At 49.5% G+C, this 18,506-nt stretch carries 18 protein-coding genes; 6 read left to right on the forward strand and 12 right to left on the reverse strand.

All coding sequences use genetic code 11. The features are described from left to right. Window positions 1-68 precede the first annotated feature (68 nt). Complete coding sequence (hisS, locus tag BLP63_RS08650) at window positions 69-1,313, forward strand: histidine--tRNA ligase (RefSeq protein WP_092590585.1); 1,245 nt, start codon at window positions 69-71, stop codon at window positions 1,311-1,313. Window position 1,314: 1 nt separating this feature from the next. Then, entirely contained in the window at window positions 1,315-2,499 is a 1,185-nt protein-coding gene (gene mnmA / locus BLP63_RS08655) for a tRNA 2-thiouridine(34) synthase MnmA (RefSeq protein ID WP_170829373.1), read from the forward strand. A 197-nt stretch (window positions 2,500-2,696) separates the two neighbouring features. On the opposite strand, the gene zupT is transcribed toward mnmA, so the two are convergent. The 4 genes from zupT to pflB form a co-directional block, all read right to left on the reverse strand. Then, a complete protein-coding gene (gene zupT, locus BLP63_RS08660) occupies window positions 2,697-3,527 on the reverse strand; it encodes a zinc transporter ZupT (RefSeq protein ID WP_092590589.1) in 831 nt (276 codons plus the stop codon). Window positions 3,528-3,602: 75 nt separating this feature from the next. Then, a complete protein-coding gene (locus BLP63_RS08665; RefSeq protein ID WP_092590591.1) occupies window positions 3,603-4,250 on the reverse strand; it encodes a Crp/Fnr family transcriptional regulator in 648 nt (215 codons plus the stop codon). A gap of 104 nt (window positions 4,251-4,354) precedes the next feature. Beyond that, window positions 4,355-5,110, reverse strand: a complete 756-nt coding sequence (gene pflA, locus BLP63_RS08670) for a pyruvate formate-lyase-activating protein (RefSeq protein WP_092590593.1) — start codon at window positions 5,108-5,110, stop codon at window positions 4,355-4,357. A 32-nt stretch (window positions 5,111-5,142) separates the two neighbouring features. Further along, window positions 5,143-7,401, reverse strand: coding sequence for a formate C-acetyltransferase (gene pflB / locus BLP63_RS08675; protein WP_092590595.1), 2,259 nt, complete (start codon window positions 7,399-7,401; stop codon window positions 5,143-5,145). Between the two features lie 348 nt (window positions 7,402-7,749). On the opposite strand from pflB, the gene BLP63_RS08680 reads away from it, so the two are divergent. Then, on the forward strand, window positions 7,750-9,246 hold the full coding sequence (locus BLP63_RS08680) for a Fic family protein (protein ID WP_092590597.1): 1,497 nt from the start codon (window positions 7,750-7,752) through the stop codon (window positions 9,244-9,246). A 49-nt stretch (window positions 9,247-9,295) separates the two neighbouring features. Here the strand turns inward: BLP63_RS08680 and BLP63_RS08685 are convergent, their stop codons facing one another. Together BLP63_RS08685 and BLP63_RS08690 are read right to left on the reverse strand one after the other, a co-directional pair. Then, on the reverse strand, window positions 9,296-9,790 hold the full coding sequence (locus tag BLP63_RS08685) for a pyridoxamine 5'-phosphate oxidase family protein (RefSeq protein WP_092590599.1): 495 nt from the start codon (window positions 9,788-9,790) through the stop codon (window positions 9,296-9,298). A 4-nt stretch (window positions 9,791-9,794) separates the two neighbouring features. Continuing rightward, window positions 9,795-11,888: a sigma-54 interaction domain-containing protein gene (locus tag BLP63_RS08690; protein WP_092590601.1), complete on the reverse strand. Its 2,094-nt coding sequence runs from the start codon at window positions 11,886-11,888 to the stop codon at window positions 9,795-9,797. A gap of 256 nt (window positions 11,889-12,144) precedes the next feature. Between BLP63_RS08690 and BLP63_RS08695 the strand changes: the two genes are divergently transcribed. After that, the gene (locus tag BLP63_RS08695; protein WP_170829374.1) at window positions 12,145-13,137 is read left to right on the forward strand and encodes a DMT family transporter; all 993 of its coding nucleotides are present in this window, start codon (window positions 12,145-12,147) and stop codon (window positions 13,135-13,137) included. Window positions 13,138-13,149: 12 nt separating this feature from the next. Then, window positions 13,150-13,866 (forward strand): B3/B4 domain-containing protein, encoded by a 717-nt coding sequence (locus BLP63_RS08700; protein WP_092590602.1) that lies wholly within the window; start codon window positions 13,150-13,152, stop codon window positions 13,864-13,866. 138 nt (window positions 13,867-14,004) lie between these two features. Here the strand turns inward: BLP63_RS08700 and BLP63_RS08705 are convergent, their stop codons facing one another. Beyond that, complete coding sequence (locus tag BLP63_RS08705; protein ID WP_092590604.1) at window positions 14,005-14,904, reverse strand: leucine-rich repeat domain-containing protein; 900 nt, start codon at window positions 14,902-14,904, stop codon at window positions 14,005-14,007. Window positions 14,905-14,972: 68 nt separating this feature from the next. On the opposite strand from BLP63_RS08705, the gene BLP63_RS16850 reads away from it, so the two are divergent. Continuing rightward, complete coding sequence (locus BLP63_RS16850) at window positions 14,973-15,119, forward strand: hypothetical protein (RefSeq protein WP_170829375.1); 147 nt, start codon at window positions 14,973-14,975, stop codon at window positions 15,117-15,119. Between the two features lie 101 nt (window positions 15,120-15,220). Here BLP63_RS16850 and BLP63_RS08710 read toward each other — a convergent pair whose 3' ends face one another. From BLP63_RS08710 to BLP63_RS08730, 5 genes are all read right to left on the reverse strand, one after another. After that, window positions 15,221-15,853 (reverse strand): HAD family hydrolase, encoded by a 633-nt coding sequence (locus BLP63_RS08710; protein ID WP_092590606.1) that lies wholly within the window; start codon window positions 15,851-15,853, stop codon window positions 15,221-15,223. 75 nt (window positions 15,854-15,928) lie between these two features. Further along, window positions 15,929-16,426 (reverse strand): preQ(1) synthase, encoded by a 498-nt coding sequence (gene queF, locus BLP63_RS08715; protein ID WP_092590608.1) that lies wholly within the window; start codon window positions 16,424-16,426, stop codon window positions 15,929-15,931. Between the two features lie 86 nt (window positions 16,427-16,512). Next, entirely contained in the window at window positions 16,513-17,193 is a 681-nt protein-coding gene (gene queC, locus BLP63_RS08720) for a 7-cyano-7-deazaguanine synthase QueC (RefSeq protein ID WP_092590717.1), read from the reverse strand. A gap of 40 nt (window positions 17,194-17,233) precedes the next feature. Next, the gene (gene queE, locus BLP63_RS08725) at window positions 17,234-17,902 is read right to left on the reverse strand and encodes a putative 7-carboxy-7-deazaguanine synthase QueE (RefSeq protein ID WP_092590610.1); all 669 of its coding nucleotides are present in this window, start codon (window positions 17,900-17,902) and stop codon (window positions 17,234-17,236) included. Then, entirely contained in the window at window positions 17,889-18,326 is a 438-nt protein-coding gene (locus BLP63_RS08730; protein ID WP_092590612.1) for a 6-pyruvoyl trahydropterin synthase family protein, read from the reverse strand. Before BLP63_RS08730 ends, queE begins: the two co-directional genes overlap by 14 nt. Window positions 18,327-18,506 lie beyond the last annotated feature (180 nt).

The following is an 18,506-nucleotide window of genomic DNA, read 5'->3' on the forward strand; positions in this document are numbered from 1 at the left end:
AGAGCTCAAGTCGGCGCTAATCGCCGGAGCTCCCGGAGATTTGACATAATTTGAGGAGGCTTGCTACTATGAGCAGAAACCTGCTGCCATCCAAGGGGATGCGCGATTTTATGCCGGAGGAAAAACGCCTGAGAGAGCATGTGATGGGCATCATCCGGGACGAATATGCGAAAAATGGATTTTTGGAAATTGAAACGCCGGTCGTGGAGGACATTGAAAGGCTGATTGACAGTGACGGCGGCGAGAATACAAAGATGATCTTTAAAATTCTCAAGCGCGGCGAAAAGCTGGATTTGGATGCGGACACGCTTAAAGAGGACGATCTGATCGACCTGGGCCTGCGTTTCGACCTGACGCTGCCGCTGAGCCGGTTTTATTGTAACAACCACAATGACCTGCCCAAGGTCTTCAAGGCCATGCAGACGGGCTTCGTCTTCCGGGCTGAGCGACCTCAGCGCGGGCGTTTCAGGAGCTTCATGCAGTGCGACGTCGACATCATGGGCGACGAGACGAACTTCTCCGAGATGGAGCTCATTGATGTCGTGGGCAAAACATTGAATCGCCTGGATGTTGAAGGATTCAAGGTCAAGATCAACGACCGCCGGCTGCTGACAGACGCAATCGTGAAAAGCGGTTTTGAGGCAGAGGACGTCACGCGGGTCTGCATCAGCCTTGACAAAGCGGATAAGATTGGCATTGACGGGGTCCGAAAAGATTTGGTAAAGCAGGGCTTCTCTAATGAGGCCATTGAGAACCTCATTACAGTCATGGAGAACATTCAGTCCGGCGGCCTTGATGGCGCGGAGAAATCCGGCCTGAATCCTGATGCGGTGAACAGCCTCAGAGAGATCATGGCGGCGGTACTGTCCATTAACGGTGGGCGTTACGGCATAGAATTCGACTTTACGCTGGTCCGGGGCATGGGCTACTACACTGGCACTATTTTTGAAGTGGCTTATGGCGATCTGGGGTATTCCATTGCCGGCGGCGGACGCTATGACAACATGATTGGAAACTTCATGGGCAAGCAAGTCCCGGCGGTGGGCTTCTCCATTGGCTTCGAGCGCCTGGTCGAGATCCTGAAGGAGCGCGGTGACGGCGAGCGGGATGAAGACCATTTGGCGCTGATTTTCGAAGCTGAAACGCCAGCGGAGATCATTCGTGTGGGGGATGAGCTTAGAGCCACTTATACCAGCGTGTCCGCGTTCAGGCGTGAGAAGAAATTTGGAAGGCAGCTGGAGCGCCTCAAGAAATCTGGCTACAAGCACTTTGCCGTCATTGAGGATGGCAGCGCTGTCGTCAAGGAGATTTAATATGTGGCAGGCTTATAAAGCGCCCGCGGGAGCCAAGGTTGCCGTCGCCCTGAGCGGCGGCATCGACAGCGCCGCTGTGGCGCTTTTGCTGCGTCAGGCGGGCTATGAGGTCTTTGGCATTACCATGCGGCTGTTTGATGAAGGTGAGGGCGGCGGCGAATCAGGGTCACTGCAGGAAGCCTGGGCGGTGGCGCGGAGGCTTGATATGCCCCTGGTCGAGCTGGACCTGCGCCGGGACTTCAGCGACATTGTCATTTCACATTTCGAAACGTTTTATATAGCAGGTTTGACACCGAACCCATGTGTCATCTGCAACCGTGAAATCAAGTTTGGCAGGCTTTTGGATGCGGCACTTGCCCATGGCGCGGACTTCATGGCAACGGGCCATTACGCGAGGCTTGAGCGATTTGGGGAGGCTGGCCCATTTCGCTTGCTCAGGGGTCAGGCAGACCGCCGGGATCAGGCTTACTTTCTTCACGGTGTGGGACTGGGCCGGCTTGAACATTTGATGTTTCCACTGGGGGGCTTTGCCCACAAGGACGAGGTACGGGCTATTGCAGAGGGCTATTTTGGCGCGGACTTTTTTAGGGCCGGCGAGTCGCGAAGCATCTGCTTTTTGAAGGGCGCCGGTCATGTAGACTACTTCGTTGAGAAGGGCTTGATGGAGGCATGCGCAGGGCGGTTTGTCGACCAGACCGGGTCAGTGCTCGGGCCCCACGAGGGGTATGTACGGTACACACCTGGACAGAAGCGCGGGCTGAAGGTGGTCACTGAAGCGTCGGTAAGTGGCCCCACTGAGATCAAGCCTGTCAGGGGACTCACAGTACTGGACATCAAGGCCAAGACCGGCGACGTGATTCTTGGGCCGGACTCAGCGTGCTACAGCACTTCATTGGTGGCCAGCGCGCCGCGGTGGATAGGCCGTGTGCCGGTGGAAGGTGAGTCCCTCGAGGTCAAGATCTGTCATTGGGGCTACCTGCTGACAGCGCGAGTTGGTCCTTTAAGCGGGACCGACTATAGTGGTCAGGGCAGTATTTCAGTTTTCTTTGAGGAACCTGTCCGGGCCATAGCGCCAGGACAGCATGTGGTCTTCTTCTCAGGGGACGAAGTGCTGGGGGGCGCTATGATTGAGCGCAGTGAGGCGTTAAGCTTTGCTGAGAAAGCTGATGAAGCAACTATCAAATGAAGAGAAGCTAAGCATAGACAAGGGACCGTTATTAAGGATTGTCATGGAAAAGAGTCGTTGGGATCACTTTACTGAGTGATGACACCAACGGCTCTTTTTTACGCAATTTTACGCAAAAAAACAGAGCCCTTGTGATGTCAGGGCTCTGTGACTTTGTGGAACTTGAAATTTTCGAATTTACAGAGTTGTAGATTATGTTACAGAAAGAGCAGGAGACTCACCGCCATGACCATCATACCTGCGACCATGCCATAAATGGAAAGGTGCGCCTCGCCGTATTCACGGGCAGAAGGCAACAGCTCGTCAACCGAAATGAAGACCATGATGCCCGCAACGCTGGCGAATAAGATGCCAAAAACGGTGTCGTTCATGAACCTGTAAAGGAGCAAATAGCCAACCAAGGCCCCAACCGGTTCAGACAAACCTGAAAGGAAGGAGAGCTTGAAGGCTTTCAGCCGGCTGCCTGTCGCGAAATAAATTGGAACAGAAACGGCAATGCCTTCCGGTATGTTGTGGATGGCAATAGCGACCGCAATGGCGACACCCAAGCTTGGATCTGTCAGCGCTGCGGTGAAGGTAGCAAGCCCCTCAGGAAAGTTGTGGATGGCAATAGCGAGGGCTGTGAAGACCCCGGTTCTCATAAGCTTTTCATTGTGTTCATGGTGCGAGCTGACGTGATCTGTGCCCTCGTGGGTCATCTCTTCAACGGTATGTGCTTCGTGGGGATTTTCAGATTCCGGCAGCAATCGGTCTATGGCCGCAATAAAAAACATGCCGCCAAAAAAGCCAGCCACCGTGATCCAGGACCCGAGTTTAAGCCCGTGAGCCGCGGTCAGCGCATCCTTGGCCTTCACGAAGATTTCAACCATGGAGACATAAATCATGACGCCCGCGGAAAAACCCAGGGCTACGGAAAGAAATTTGGTGTTGGTCTTGTCAGTAAAAAACGCAAGCGCGCTGCCAATACCAGTAGCCAAGCCAGCAAAGAGCGTCAGGCCGAAGGCGAATAATACTGCGCCAATATCCATATGAAATCACCTCTATACTTGAAATCTTAACAGGAAGTTGTTGGAATTTCAATATGAATATGATTTCACCGTTCATCACACCATTGCCTTCAACCTGGCAAGGTCATGAATCAGAATTTTCTTCGCGCCCACAAGCTTAATCAGCCCCATCTCGTCAAACAGCTGCAACTTCCGGGACATGGTTTCCCGGGCAATGCCGGCATAGCTCCCCATCTCTTCACGGTTGATGGTGAGCTCCAGCATGATCCCGCCGCCCTTGGCGGGCTTTCCAAAGTCTGAGGTCAAATCGACGAGAAGTCCGACAACCTTCGCGTCCGGCGTGCTGCTGGACAGCCTTTCAACAAGGCTTTCCGCCTTAATGATGCGCTCATAAGCCTTCTCGAAAATTTTTAGCGTAATTTCCGGATTGCTGATCATGACCTGATCAAACGCGCTCTTATCCAGAGTGCTGATCTGTGTGGCTTCCAGCGCCACCGCACTGAAATCAAACCGATCCGCCTTCAACAAATTGAACGCGCCAATAAAGTCGCCCTCAGAGAGAATGTACAGAATTTGCTCCTTGCCTTCCACCAGGTTCTTGAAAATTTTGATTTTTCCCGAGCAGACTATATATAGCTTGCTGGCGCGCTCACCCTGTTGAAAAATAACTTCACCTTTTTTATACGTATGTGAAGAAACCCCTTCCGAGATCTTTTCGATTTCTGAATCGTCAAGACCTGACAAAAGGGGGATGTTGTGGATACAGAGCAGTTTTCCGCAGTGGATGCAGGACTTTCGGTTACAGGTTGCGGATAAGATAATATCACCATTCCGTTTCTAGAGTCGCGTTAGGCCGATTGTCTGTAAGCGCGCCTTTTAGATGCGCTTAAGGCCTCATTGACCGAACGTTCAAATGCTTTGGCGCGGTCGTGAGACATCTCGGGTATGGACGCCAACGCATAAGTTAAATTCAACTGAGAATATTTTTCAACTCCAGCTTTATGATACGGTAAAATATCGATTTTATCTACCTTTTTTTGAATGGGTTCTATCATGGCCAGGATCTCTGCCATGTATTCGTCGCTGTCTGTAGCACCTGGCACCATGACGTGCCTGATGGTGACTGTCCCATCAAAGCCTTGAAGCGACTTGATAAAATGCCGTATACCCGTCATGTCGCGCCCTGTCAGCGCCTTATGCGCGTCATTCCTCGTGTGTTTGAGGTCCAGAAGAATATGATCTGTATACCTGAAAACGTCATCATAGTATTGAGTTTGTCCATACCCTGAAGTATCGATGCAGGTTGAAAAGCCTTCCGCTTTTAATGCGGAAAGTGCTTCGATCAAAAACGCGCCCTGCATCAGAGGCTCGCCACCGGAAAAGGTGACGCCTCCGCCAGTTGCCTGATAATACTCTCTATAGCGCCTGGCAGTTTGTACCACATCCTCCACCGTGATTTCACTTGAACCCATAAAGCTTTGTGAATCAGGATTGTGGCAATATTGACATTTTAGTGGACAGCCTTGAAGAAAGAAGACCGTTCGGATGCCTGGTCCATCCACGAGGCCCATGGTTTCAATTGAATGCAGTTTGCCGTTTCGCATATTTCCACACGCCTTTCGTTGAAGTACTAGTGCTAAACCCGTTCGTGGAAGGTACGCATAATGACTTCTTCCTTCTGCTCCCGCGTCAGTCTATTGAAGTGAACCGCATATCCGGACACCCGAATGGTCAGTGTTGGGTATTTGGATGGATTCTCCATGGCGTCGATCAGCAGCGCTCTGGACATGACGTTGACGTTAAGATGGAAGGCACCTTTCGCGAAGTAGCCATCCAGCAGACCCGCGAGATTGGTGAGTCGGTCGCCTTCAGATCGCCCCAGCGCCGCGGGAACAATGGAGAAGGTGTTCGAGATCCCATCCTGACAGACGTTCTCAAAAGGGAGCTTGGCGACCGAATTCAGAGAGGCGAGGGCGCCCAGCTTGTCCCGTCCATGCATTGGGTTAGCACCCGGTGCGAACGGCTCGCCTTTGCCGCGGCCATCCGGTGTCGCGCCGGTCTTTTTACCGTAAACTACATTGGAAGTGATGGTGAGCACGGACAAAGTCTGCTCTGAGTTTCTATAGGTATCATGTTTTTTGAGCTGTTCAGAGAAATAAGTCACAACCTCGGCAGCAAGCTGATCCACCCGGTCGTCGTCATTGCCAAAGGCAGGGTAATCGCCTTCGATCACGAAATCCACCGCAATGCCTTGCGCGTCCCTGACGGGTCTGACCTTGGCGTATTTGATGGCGCTCAGTGAGTCGGCGACAATGGACAGCCCTGCGATCCCAAAGGCAATATAGCGGTGTACCTCAGAATCGTGAAGGGCCATCTGGCCGCTTTCATAAGCGTATTTATCGTGCATGAAGTGAATGGTGTTCATGGTGTTGACATAGAGACCGGCGAGCTTGTCCATGACGCGTTTGAAAGCGGGCAGGACTTCGTCGTAGGTCAGGATTTCATTGCCGTTTTCGTCACGTGAGGTGAGGGGCGGGATGTTGTTTAGGACGACCATCGGCAAATCATCCTTTTGGCGATTGAGTTCTTCGCGGCCTTCGTTAAGGCTATAGAGTAGCGCTTTGCCAAGGTTGGCACGGGCGCCAAAGAACTGCATGTCCTTGCCTATGCGCATAGGGGAGACGCAGCAGGCAATGCCGTAGTCGTCGCCGTAAATTGGCCGCATCAAGTCGTCGTTTTCGTACTGGATCGCCCCGGTGTCAATGGACATTTTGGCGCAGAAGCGCTTGAAGTTCTCCGGCAGCGCCTTTGACCACAGCACCGTCATGTTGGGCTCCGGCGCCGGGTCGAGGTTGATCAGGGTGTGCAGGAAGCGGAAGGCGGTTTTGGTGACCAGGGTCCTTCCATCCGACCCCATACCGCCGATGGATTCGGTAACCCACGTGGGATCTCCGGCAAACAGCGTATTGTAGTCCGGCGTCCGCAGGTGGCGCACCATCCTGAGCTTGATGACAAGCTGGTCGATGAGCTCCTGCGCCTCGGCCTCGGTGATCCGGCCTGCCTTGAGGTCGCGCTCCATATAGATATCCAGGAAGGTGGTATTGCGGCCCAGGGACATAGCGGCGCCGTTGTTTTCCTTGACGGCGGCCAGATAGCCGTAGTAGAAAAACTGAACGGCTTCTTTGGCTGTGCTTGCCGGCTTTGTGATGTCGTCGCCATAAGACTTTGCCATGTCGGTGATTTCTTTCAGAGCTTTGATCTGCATGGAAAGCTCTTCTCTGAGGCGAATGACCTGCTCTGTGGCAGGCCTTGCTTCGAGGGCTTTAAAATCTTTCTTTTTCTCCGCGATCAGACGGTCGGTGCCATAGAGGGCTATGCGTCTATAGTCGCCAATAATGCGGCCTCTGCCATAGGCGTCTGGGAGACCGGTCAACAGTCCGACGCTGCGGGCGGTTTTCATCTCAGTGGTATAGGCGTCAAAGACGCCTTCGTTATGGGTTTTTCTGTAGGTTTGAAAGTCTTTTGACATGTCGTCGCTGATCTCGTGGCTGTAGGCTTCCAGTGAGGCTTCAAGCATTCTGAAGCCGCCGTAGGGATTCATAATTCGTTTTAGGGGTTCGTCTGTCTGAAAACCGACTATGACTTCATCTTCTTTGCTCAGATAGCCCGGCTTGTAATTGCTGATGCCGGAGAACACTGTCGTGTCAATGCCCAGGATGCCTTTGTCAATTTCTTCTTCGATCAGCGCTTTCGACTTGTCCCAGACGTTTTCAGTCTTAGGGCTTTTGCCGACGAGAAAACGGTCATCACCCGTATAAGGATTGTAATTCTTCTGTATAAAATCGCGAACGTCTATAGCGTCGCACCAAGGACCTTGTGTGAAGTTTTGAGTCATTTTAAAACCTCCGTTTTTGGGTGTGGGATTGGCGTATTGAGTGATTGGGATGAGAAAGCATAACTTGTGTATGTTGTATACATTATACTCTGTGTGCTTTTACTATAGTCTTAGTCGGGGATAAATTCTGTGACTGGGCGCACATTTTGAAAAAAGAATAATAAATGGCACCTTGGGGAAAAGTCATTGGTAAGACATAGGAGAATAGATGCCGGAGTTCAATTTAGTAAATAAAGTTGTATAAATAAGTATTTTGCTATACAATTAAAGGAAAGTAAATGTTTTGAAAGATATATAGCTGTTGATAATCAAAATGCCATGAAAATATTCAATTTGTGAGGGAGTTCTATGAAAAAAGTAGTTTTCCAATCACGTCCTGCAGGGTACACCTATTTGCTGAGTAAATGTGATATAGCAGGCATGCCTCATTGGCACACCTCCATTGTTTCACCAGGTGCCCATAAGCTCAATGTTCACAATGGGATCGTAGAAGAAATTTATCCGATTAAATACTGGCCTGGAGAAGAAATAGGAAATCAACTTGAGTTTGCCTTAAAATATGATGGCACAAGTTTGGGTATATTAGCTCAGATTTTCAGCAAAGTTGTCATTGAAGATCTCACGGAGTATATCAAATCAAAACCAACTGGAAAATATACTCGAAGAATTTGGTTTTTCTATGAGTTCATCACCGGAGAAATTCTGCCCATTGAAGATCTTGCAACAGGTAACTATGTTGATGCGCTTGACCCACAGGAGTATTACACTATTAAGAACGGATACAAATCTCAGCGGCACCGCATCGTTAACAATTTGCTTGGAACGAGAAAATTCTGCCCAACTATCAGAAAAACTGAAGAACTGGCCAGGCATATAGAATCAGACCTTCGTAAGCGATATGAAGATGTTGTTGCTTTGTATTCTCCTGAGTTGATTCGTAGAGCTTTCAGCTATCTGTACAGTAAGGAGACGAAGTCATCTTTTGAAATAGAGCGTGTCACACCGAACGCCACTCGAATCGAAAAATTTATTTCCTCGTTGACGCTTGCTGAGAATGAAGACTTTTGTGAGAAAGAACGTTTAATTGAACTTCAAAATATGATTGTTGACTCACGTTTTAGAGAAAGTGACTATCGGCAAAATCAAAATTATGTAGGTCAAACCTTGACTTACCAAAAAGAGATCATCCATTATATAAGTCCAAAGCCTGAGGATCTTAAAGATCTTATGGAGGGTCTCATAGACTGCCATCAACTTATGAAGACTGGAGGCATTTCGCCTGTGATTCATGCGGCGGCAATTGCCTATGGTTTCGTATATCTGCATCCTTTTGAAGATGGTAATGGAAGAATCCACAGATTTCTGATCCACAATATTCTTTCAGTTCAGGGACTGACACCCAAAGGGCTTATCTTCCCAATTTCTGCTGTCATGTTAAAAAAACCAAAAGAATATGATGCATCCCTCGAGGCGTTTTCTAAGCCTTTGCTCAAACTCATTGACTATCAAATGGATGAATTGGGACAAATGACAGTCAAAAGTGACAGCGCTCATTGGTACCGATTTATGGACATGACCGCACAAGCGTTGGCATTATATAAGTTTCTGATTCAAACTGTTGAAGAGGAACTCGCCGAAGAGCTAAGTTTTCTGAAAAGCTATGACAGTGCTAAAAAGTCTGTTCAAAGCATTGTGGATCTCCCAGACAGACTGATTGACTTGTTTGTTCATCTCTGTCTGCAGAATAATGGAAAACTTTCAGCAAAAAAGAGATCCACATATTTTGAATTTTTGACGGATGACGAACTCACGGCTATGGAACAAGCGGTCAAGAATAGCTTTTGAAAATCAGCCACCAATATCCAAAAGATGAAAAAAGGACTTCAGCACAAGGCTAAAGTCCTTTTTTCTTGGCATTCACAAATTCAATGGCTTCCTTGCCGGTGAGGTGATCCACGTCAATGGCAAGGATTAAAGACTGTGTACACCCCGTAATTTCCTTGTGCTTGGCGTCCTCAGGCATGTCGCCGGAATACTTCTCCACCAAGGCTTTAAAGCCTTCCAGCCATTCCTCGCCTTCAACCAATCTGGCTTTTCCAAAGGCGACGACACTGCGAAAATAGATCGTATACTCGTTTCCCACAATGGTATCTTCGTCCACCACCGCGAAGGAGACCTTAGGGTTCTTCAGAATCGCGTCCACTTTGTGCCCAGCTTTGGCAGAGTGAAAATAAATCTTGTCCTTGTGGTAGACATAGCTGACAGGCACGGCGTAAGGATAGTCCTCATCTCCAAGGCAAGCCAATATGCCATTCGTGCAGCGGTTCAGAACAGCCGTGGTGTCCTCCGCGGACAGCAGCTGTTTTTTTCTTCTCATCTCTCTGAACATGACGTCAATCCTCCAATTGCTTAATATTGTATTTCTGTTTCTTGCGCATCAGCTTGGGCTGCGTCATGCCCAGAAACTCCGCGGCCTTCCTGGTCGAACCGTACTTTTTCAAAGCGTACTCAATCAGTTTGACCTCCTGCTGCGCTATGATGCGCTCAAAGTCCAGGACCGACGATGCCCGCAGGCTGTGCTTGAGATCCAGGACCAAGTCATCATAAAGGTTTTCGTTCAGGATCTCCTGAATGTCCTCCCCTGAGATGACATTGCGCTTGACCCGGATCACTGCTCTGTGAATCAAATTTTCAAGTTCCCGCACGTTCCCTGGCCAGTCGTAGCTTGCCAGACGCACCAGCGCGGAAGCGTCCAGCACCTTGTCGACGCCATACCTCTGGCAGTGCGCCTCCAGAAACGCATGCGCCAGCGCCGCGACATCCTCCCGGCGCTCCCGGAGCGGCGGCACCGTGATCGTACAAATGTTGAGGCGGTAATACAGGTCCTCCCTGAATTTCCCCCGCTCCACCAGCTGCCGCAGGGGAATGTTATTGGCGCAGATCACTCGCACATTGATACTGACTGGCGACGTGCCGCCTACCCTGTAAAACTGGCTTTCCTGAAGGACCCTGAGCAGCTTGGACTGCAGGTTCATGGACAAGGTGCCCACCTCGTCCAAAAACAATATACCACCATTTGCCAGCTCAAAATAACCTTTTTTGCCCGACGCCTGCGCCCCCGTAAACGCACCGGCCTCGTAGCCAAAAAATTCACTCTCTGCCAGGCTTTCCTGAATGGTCGCGCAGTTGATTTTGATGCAGGGCTTATTCTTGCGGATGCTGTTCTTGTGGATCATGTCCAGAATTTTCTCTTTGCCAACCCCGGTCTCCCCTTGGAGGATAAGGTTGCAGTCATACTGGGCAATGTTGAGGACCTCGTCCACCAAAGCTCTGGTCGCCGGGCTGCTGAACACAAAGTCATCAATTTTTCCAATTTTCTCAGAGGAAGTCGTCAGCGCTTTCTTCGACGCCTGCCGCAGCGCGATCGCCTGAGAGTCGTAGAGCGCGTTGATTCTGTCAAGCCCCCCGGCAATGGAGGCTAATAAATCAAGGGTAAAAGCTTCGTAGCCAATGGTGAACTGCCCCAGTACATGCGTCTCAAGCTCCTTGCTCATGCTCTCCGCAAACAGGAGAGAGTGCGAATAACTGTTTTTGAGGTTCGTATAATAGAGCTTCCCTTTCTGCCGCGTCAGCAACACACATAGAACCTCAGACCCCATCAAGTCTTCGCAGTTGATGGTCAGGTCATAAGCCTTTTTTTCAGCCGCGAGGATCACCTCTGAAGCCTGAACGGGGCGGGCGACATTGAGGATGTAGGCGGAATGCACCCACTGGGCCAGTTCCTGCCTGACCTCTTCGTGGGTCAGGGTGCCTATGCCGTCCTCATCCAGGATGGCCGTGATGTAGCAGTCCTGACCGGCAGCCCGCTTTACAGCGGAGGCATAAGTGACGCAGGAGGTCAGATCCTTTCCAATAATCAGGTATCTGAAGCCCGGCCGCGCCGCCTGATAGATGCTTGCGAGGCTCGCAGCCTCATCAAAGGTCGCCATGGTGTAATTCAGGGCAAGCCCCGGTGGAATGGCCGATAGTGGCGAATCCACAAACACAATGGCATAGCCCGTCACGGTAAGTTCTCCGTAATTGTAATCAATACTATGTATTCTCTCGAGATATAGCGGATGTGCCGTCATGGTGGTCAGGCAGAGAACCTTGTCGCCGGTTTTATAGCGTGAATGCTTAGCAAAGTCAGTTCCCATGGCCTCAATGGTGCCATAGAACTGACCGGCAGTGTCCGTAAAGGGATTGTGGAGCTTGCCGCGGCGTTTGACGAGGTCCATGATTTTCGCCTTGATTTTGGTCTCGTCAAAGCCACATTCATTGCAGAGCTGCTGGAAGCAGTCCCTTTCAAGGTGCATGAGCTCTATGGAGAGCCTGCATTCTGCCGGGGAGATGTCTTTGTTGTTATCAAGCTGCCAGGCGGTGACAGGGACAGACCAGCGAGGCTCAATAACCCGACTCAGTCCGAAGGTATCTTTGATTTGCGTCATAGGTGGTCACCCCCCTTTTTTTTCATTATAGCTTCGAAATTATATGCTGTATAGTGCTTGAGTCGATTTCGTATCGCATATTTCGATAATGATTCGAATTCGATTCTAAGACTATCAGCAAAACAAATCCATAAAAACCTCCAAAGTATGATAACATCAGAGTCCAGACTATAATTCAGATAGATCATGATTCTTGGCACGAAGCTTGCTTAATATAAGTGATGAGATTTTATTATTGTACTGGAGGAAACTTATTATGAAGAAAAAAATGAGCGGTGAACTGATGCTGATGCTGACAGCATTGATTTTTGGGGTATCTTTTGTGGCACAGAGGGCTGGCATGGCCCACGTTGGTCCTTTTACCTTCAACGGCATCCGGAGTTTGATTGGCACGGTGGTGTTGATCCCCGTCATGGTGTTGATGGACCGGCAGAAAAAAGCTGACGTGCCCGCAGAAGTCACGGACGCCAAAGCTTCCAAAAAAAATCTGCTTGTTGGCGGTTTATGGTGCGGCCTTGTCGTATTTATTTCAAGCTCCCTGCAGCAGGCAGGCATGATTTATACGACAGCAGGTAAGGCGGGCTTTATCACGGCGTTGTATATTGTCATTGTGCCCATCCTGGGACTGTTCCTGAAAAAGAAGGTTCGTCCAATTTTATGGGTCAGCGTGCTGCTCGCCACGGCTGGTCTATATCTGCTTAGTGTCAAAGAGGGCTTCTCCATAGGCTGGGGGGATTTTCTGATCCTCCTCAGCGCGGTGGGGCTATCCGTGCACATCATCCTGATTGATCACTTCTCCCCAAAGACGGATCCCGTGAAGCTTACCAGCCTGCAGTTCCTCGTGAGCGGCGTGATCTCGCTGCCCTTCATGTTCACCTTTGAGACAGTGAGCTGGGCGGGGATTATGGACAGCAAGATCCCTATTTTATACGCCGGCGTCCTGTCCTGCGGGGTTGCCTATACGCTGCAAACTATTGCGCAGAAGCGGACAGAGCCTACGGTGACGTCCCTGATCCTGAGTATGGAATCCGTTATTGCCCTCATCGCAGGGATTTTGATATTGGGTGAATCGATTTCGGTTCGGGAGACTATGGGCAGCATCATCTTATTCTCTGGGATTTTGCTGGCGCAGCTGCCTGGGGACTTAAAATTTTTGGAAGCGCGCATTCCGGGAACTTTGGGTTATAATAAGAAAAGACAAGAAGAGAGCCAATTTATTGAAGTCAACTATGTGAAAATTTCAGAATAAAGGAGTAGCGTGATGTCAAAATTTATAATCGAAAATCAATTCTGGGAAGTCTTCCCTGAAGCCGAAATTGCGGTGGTGCTTGCCAAGGGAATCAATAACACAAAGGCGCACGCGGAGCCGATGAGAGCTGAACTGGATGGGCTCCTCGAAAAGGGCAGTGAAGAGGCACAAAAATTCCTGACAGCGGAAGTGTTCAGCGACAATAAAGTGATTGCGGTCTGGCGAAAGGCCTATCAGCAGTTCAAGACCAAGAAGGGCGTCCGGTGTTCTATAGAAGCGCTACTGAAAAGAATTGACAAGGGAACCGGAGTAGGCCCCATCAATCCGCTGGTGGACATTTACAATTCCGTGTCCCTGACCTACGGCCTGCCATGCGGGGGAGAGGACATTGATACTTTTGTGGGCGACCTCCTGCTGACCAAAGCGGTGGGCGACGAACACTTTATGGCCCTTGGGGACGCGGACTTCGACAACGCCCTGCCAGGGGAGATCATCTATAAAGATGGGGAAGGCGCCGTCTGCCGGTGCTGGAACTGGCGGGACGGGCAGAGAACCATGCTGACGGAGGAGACGGTCAACGCGTTTTTGATCATTGAGTCTGTGGATCCGAGCCGGAAAGAGGACCTCGAAGCGGCGGCAAACGCGCTGGCAGCGCTGACGCAGAAGTATCTGGGCGGCTCCGCAGAGGTGCATTTGATGGATTCTGCGTACTGGGAGATTGTGTTATAGCCTTAGGCAGGAATACAAAAAGATAAGCTGTGTAAAGCTAAAGAAAGAATAAAGAATGAACAAAAGAATGAACAAAAGAACGAAAAAGCAGGCATCCCAGTGAGCATATCATTAAGCTCAGGGATGCCTGCTTTCGCGTTAAGGCTGAAGCACCAGATTCTCCATGTGTGACAAGACGTCTATGTTTTCGACGGGATTGCCGTCAAGGCGCAGGCTCTCAAGGTTTGTCAGGTCTTTCAGCGGACTGACATCCGTGACGTTATTGTCAATGAGTTCCAGCTCCTTGAGGCTTGTCAGACCGCTTAGCGGTGTCAGGTCTTCGACCTGGTTATCATAAAGCTCCAGGGTCTCAAGGGCCGTTAGTCCGGCAAGCGGCGTCAGGTCTTTGATCTGCCCGCTGTAAAGGCTGATGCTCTTGAGTTTTGAGAGGCCGGCAAGAGGCGTCAGATCTTTAATGGGATTGTCTCGGCCGGACAGATAGACAAGCTCCTTGCATTCTACAAGAGGTGACAGATCCTCAACTTCGCCAAAGGAAAGATTCAAGCTGAACATGGAGGTGGCACCTCTCAGAAATTCAATGCTTTTCAGCTGGCTTTGGGTAATGCTGACCATCCGCAGCTTGGACAGGACTTCCTGTGGGAGGGTGGAATAATCAATGCCAGGCTGCAGAGTGATCTGCAGTTTTTCCAGGTTTCTGAAATGCTTCAGGTCCTCCAGGGAGGTCATGGTGCCGTAGCCTTTGTAACGCACGCCTTCCAGTTCCACTTCGGTTCCAAAAAGCAGGACAATGCTCTTTTCAGGAATATCAGCGCCGGACAAACTGATGAAATGGTCGCCGCCTATGGTGATCCGCGTAAATTTGTCGAGATCCTCCGCAGTAATGGTATCTTTGTTCAGCTCTGCTTTAAGCAGCTCGCCAAACACAGGGTCGGAATATTCAATGGGCGCTCCGGCCTCAGTTTTTGAACAGCCCACAGCAGCGGCTACGAGGAGCAAAAGTACTAAAATGGTTTGGATGCGTTTTGTGTGTCGTTTCAAAGTGGAATCCCCCTATTTAATGTTTTTTGTCACTATCTGTGTCAGATTTTTAAAAATGTGAGTTCAACATGAGTTTACCACGTGGTGTAGACAGTGACAATGATGTGATTTCCAAAATTCTGCTGGTTCAAATTTCACAAATCTCTTATGCGGCTATAAATATGCAAAATGCAAAAAAAGATACAAAAAATATAGGTAAAATGAGTGAATGGTAATCAAAATGCTCAGCGGTACGTAAAAAAGACCATCGGCAAAAACCTTTGACTTTTAAAAGTCAAGGGCATGCCGATGGTCTCTTCACTCCCACCCTCTCACATCACTCAACCAGCGCCACCAAATCCATGGGGTGCTTGATCACGGCGTCCGCGCCAAAAGCGGCGTAGTGGTTTTCGTGAAACAAGGTCCAGTCCACCAGCACAGACCTGACGCCGGCACCTTTTGCTGCGGCAATATCGTTGAAGCTGTCCCCAACGAAGAGGGCTTCCTCCGGGGCGACGCCCAAATGGTCCAGGCTCATGAGGATCCCTTCCGGATCAGGCTTGCCGCTGACGACGTCATCCGCGGAGACGGAGGCAGTAAAATATTTTCCGAGGTCAAATTTTTCAAAAGCGTGGCGAACGCCCCTGGCGCCCTTGTTGGTTACAGTTGCCATTAAAATGCCTCTCGCTGCCAGCGCGTCGAGGAGCTCTATTACGCCCTCAAAGAGATGGGTTTTTTCATCCATGTGGGTTCTGTAATAGTTCTTGTAAGCTTCCACGAGCTCCTGGCGCCGCTCCTGTGAGAAATAGCCCATCTGCTCGTCGAGGACCTTGCCGTAGACGTGGTGGAGCTCCTCCTCCGTGGGCATACGGCCAAGACATTGGTGGACCGCATGATAAAACGTATCTATGATTAAATCGTTCGTGTCAATCAGGGTTCCATCGAGGTCGAAGATTACAGCTTTGATCATAATAGCACCTTCCTTTGTAGATACTTTACCAGTCAAATAGAAAAAAGAAAAGCATGCTATGGTTAAAACTGCATTTTATCTGTTGTCGACCTTTTCCGGATACAAGTCGTGATTCGCCATGCGGTTGAAAGCGACGTCCTGCCATTTGGTGTTCGGTTTACCATAATTGCAGTAAGGATCAATGGAAATGCCGCCCCTTGGGGTGAATTTTCCCCAAACCTCTATGTATTTGGGATCCATCAGGGCGATCAAATCCTTCATAATCTTGTTGATGCAGTCCTCGTGAAAGTCGCCATGGTTACGAAAGCTGAACAAGTATAGCTTCAGTGACTTGCTTTCCACCATGTTTAAATCAGGGACATAGGAGATTGTAATGGTGGCAAAATCCGGCTGGCCTGTGATGGGGCAGAGACTTGTGAATTCTGGACAATTGAACTTCACAAAATAATCGTTTTCCGGGTGCTTGTTGATAAATGTCTCCAGCACAGACGGATTGTAGTCCATGTCATATTTTGTCCCTTGGCTGCCTAAATGGGTGATGCCGTTCAGTTCTTCAGTGCTTCGGTTTGTCATGATACCGTGTCCTTTCAGTAGGTTCTGTTGGTGAGCCGTCTCAAGAAGCTGAAGCTTCGGGAATGCCCGGCCATAATATAAGAGTTTTAGTCCATAAGGGGATCGCGGACGCCATTTTTCTCAAAGGCCGCGATTCTGTCCAGGCATGTGCCGCACTGTCCGCATGGCTTGTCTGTCCCTTCGTAACAGCTCCATGTCAGCGCGTAAGGAACGTTTAAGTCAAGTCCTGTCTTAACCACTTGTGCCTTGGTCATCGCAATAAAAGGTGCTTCGACTTTGAGCTGTTCTCCGCTGCCTATAAAAATTGCCTGATTCATGGCTTCGTTGAAAGCATCACTGCAGTCCGGGTAGGCATTTCCGGCCGCGTCATCACGGTGCGGGCCGTAATAGATCAGGCTGCAGCCCTTTGACAAGGCAATGCTCGCTGCGCAGGACAGAAAGAGACCATTGCGAAAAGGCACATAAGTGGAAACCGGTTTCCCGTCGAGCTGCTCGAGCTGTTTTGCATAGGATTCTTTGGGAATTTCATTTTTCGAATGCGCCATGAGTGTAGAGTCACTGTATTCGAATATTTTTTTTAGATCCAGGTGCGTCCATTCAACCTTATAGTACTCGGTTATTTTTTGTGCTGCCTCTATTTCCTTCAGATGCTTCTGCCCATAGGCTATGGACAGTGCTGTAACATTTTCACTGCCATGTCGATCCACCGCCAGACCCAGGCAAGTGGTGCTGTCCACGCCGCCGCTCAGGAGTACAAGTGCTTTCATTTTTTTACCATCCTTTTTCATTTCAGCGTATCGCTGTTGATTAAACACCTTTCTCATTGGGATCCCATATGATTTTATGCATTTGAAGCTGGAGGTTTACGCCGTTCATGTGATGGTCCTTCATGAGTTCAACGATTTCTTCCAGCCTTATTTGCCCGAAGACCGCGCTGAGGTACACATTGCATTTTCCAACGAGTGCATGCCTGTGAATGATGTCCCTTGCAACATTAAAATCCTCCAGACTGCCAATGACAAATTTCAACGTATCCTTTTGGGTTAAACGTTCAAAATTTGAGACCAGCATGCTGGATTCCATTAAGCTCCCTGGAAGCTTGTAGTCCATGGTGAAGACGGGTGGGTTGTACATTAGTGTGTAAGGCGTTATGTCTATGCTCCCGTTTGTTTCAATTTCAACGTGGAGCGCTTCATCCGTGGCCAGCAGCTTCAGCAAATCGATTATGGCAGGCTGCAGCAGCGGTTCACCGCCTGTCAGCGTCACATTCTTGATCGCAGTTTCTTTAATGTAACGGTAAATGTCGTCTTCTGACATGCTGGTAAAGGCAGCATTTTCTGTGTTTGCCCATGCGGTGTCACAGTAGGAACAGGCGAGATTACAGCCTTTAAACCTGATAAAGACAGCCAGCTGACCGGCTGAAGGGCCTTCGCCGTTGATGCTCACAAAGCGTTCAACCACTTTATACTGTGCCATGAGGGTCCTCCTCATAGGAAGCGGCATTCGCAGGTGTTTCATAGACTGTAGCGGATTTGACCTGATAGCCCTTGAGCGTCATCCTGTCATAAAAATATTTCGAAAACCTTTCGGCGGTAGGGCGGAAATCGACTTCAACAACATGAAAAGCCTCGTCGATCAAAGCGGTTAACGTTGAGGGTTTTAAAGAACCCTTTTCAATAATGAGCGCGTGGTCAAAAAAATCGACCTCTGCTTTGATGTCCTTCTTGAGCTTTGAAAAATCGACGATCATGCCATCTAACGCCTCATCTGTGTTCAGGGTAGGGCTCATGATTTCAACGATCACGCGCCAGCGGTGCCCGTGGATATGGCGGCATTTGCCTTCGTAATTCGCCAGGAAATGGGCCGAATCAAAGCTGTGTTCTGATTTTAAATAATACACGGCGTACTTCATCCTTTCGATAATATTAAGTTTGGAGAACAAAAATGACTGCAGCACGCATTTCCCGGGCTAAACGCAAAAAAAGGAAGCATAAACTATGCCTCCTTAAATATCGTTTCCAAAAAAACAATATAAAGCTATGCCCTAGTTTTGTTTATAGACAGGATGGTGCCAATGAAC

Origin of the sequence: Acidaminobacter hydrogenoformans DSM 2784, from assembly GCF_900103005.1 — a bacterium.
Lineage (GTDB): Bacteria > Bacillota > Clostridia > Peptostreptococcales > Acidaminobacteraceae > Acidaminobacter > Acidaminobacter hydrogenoformans.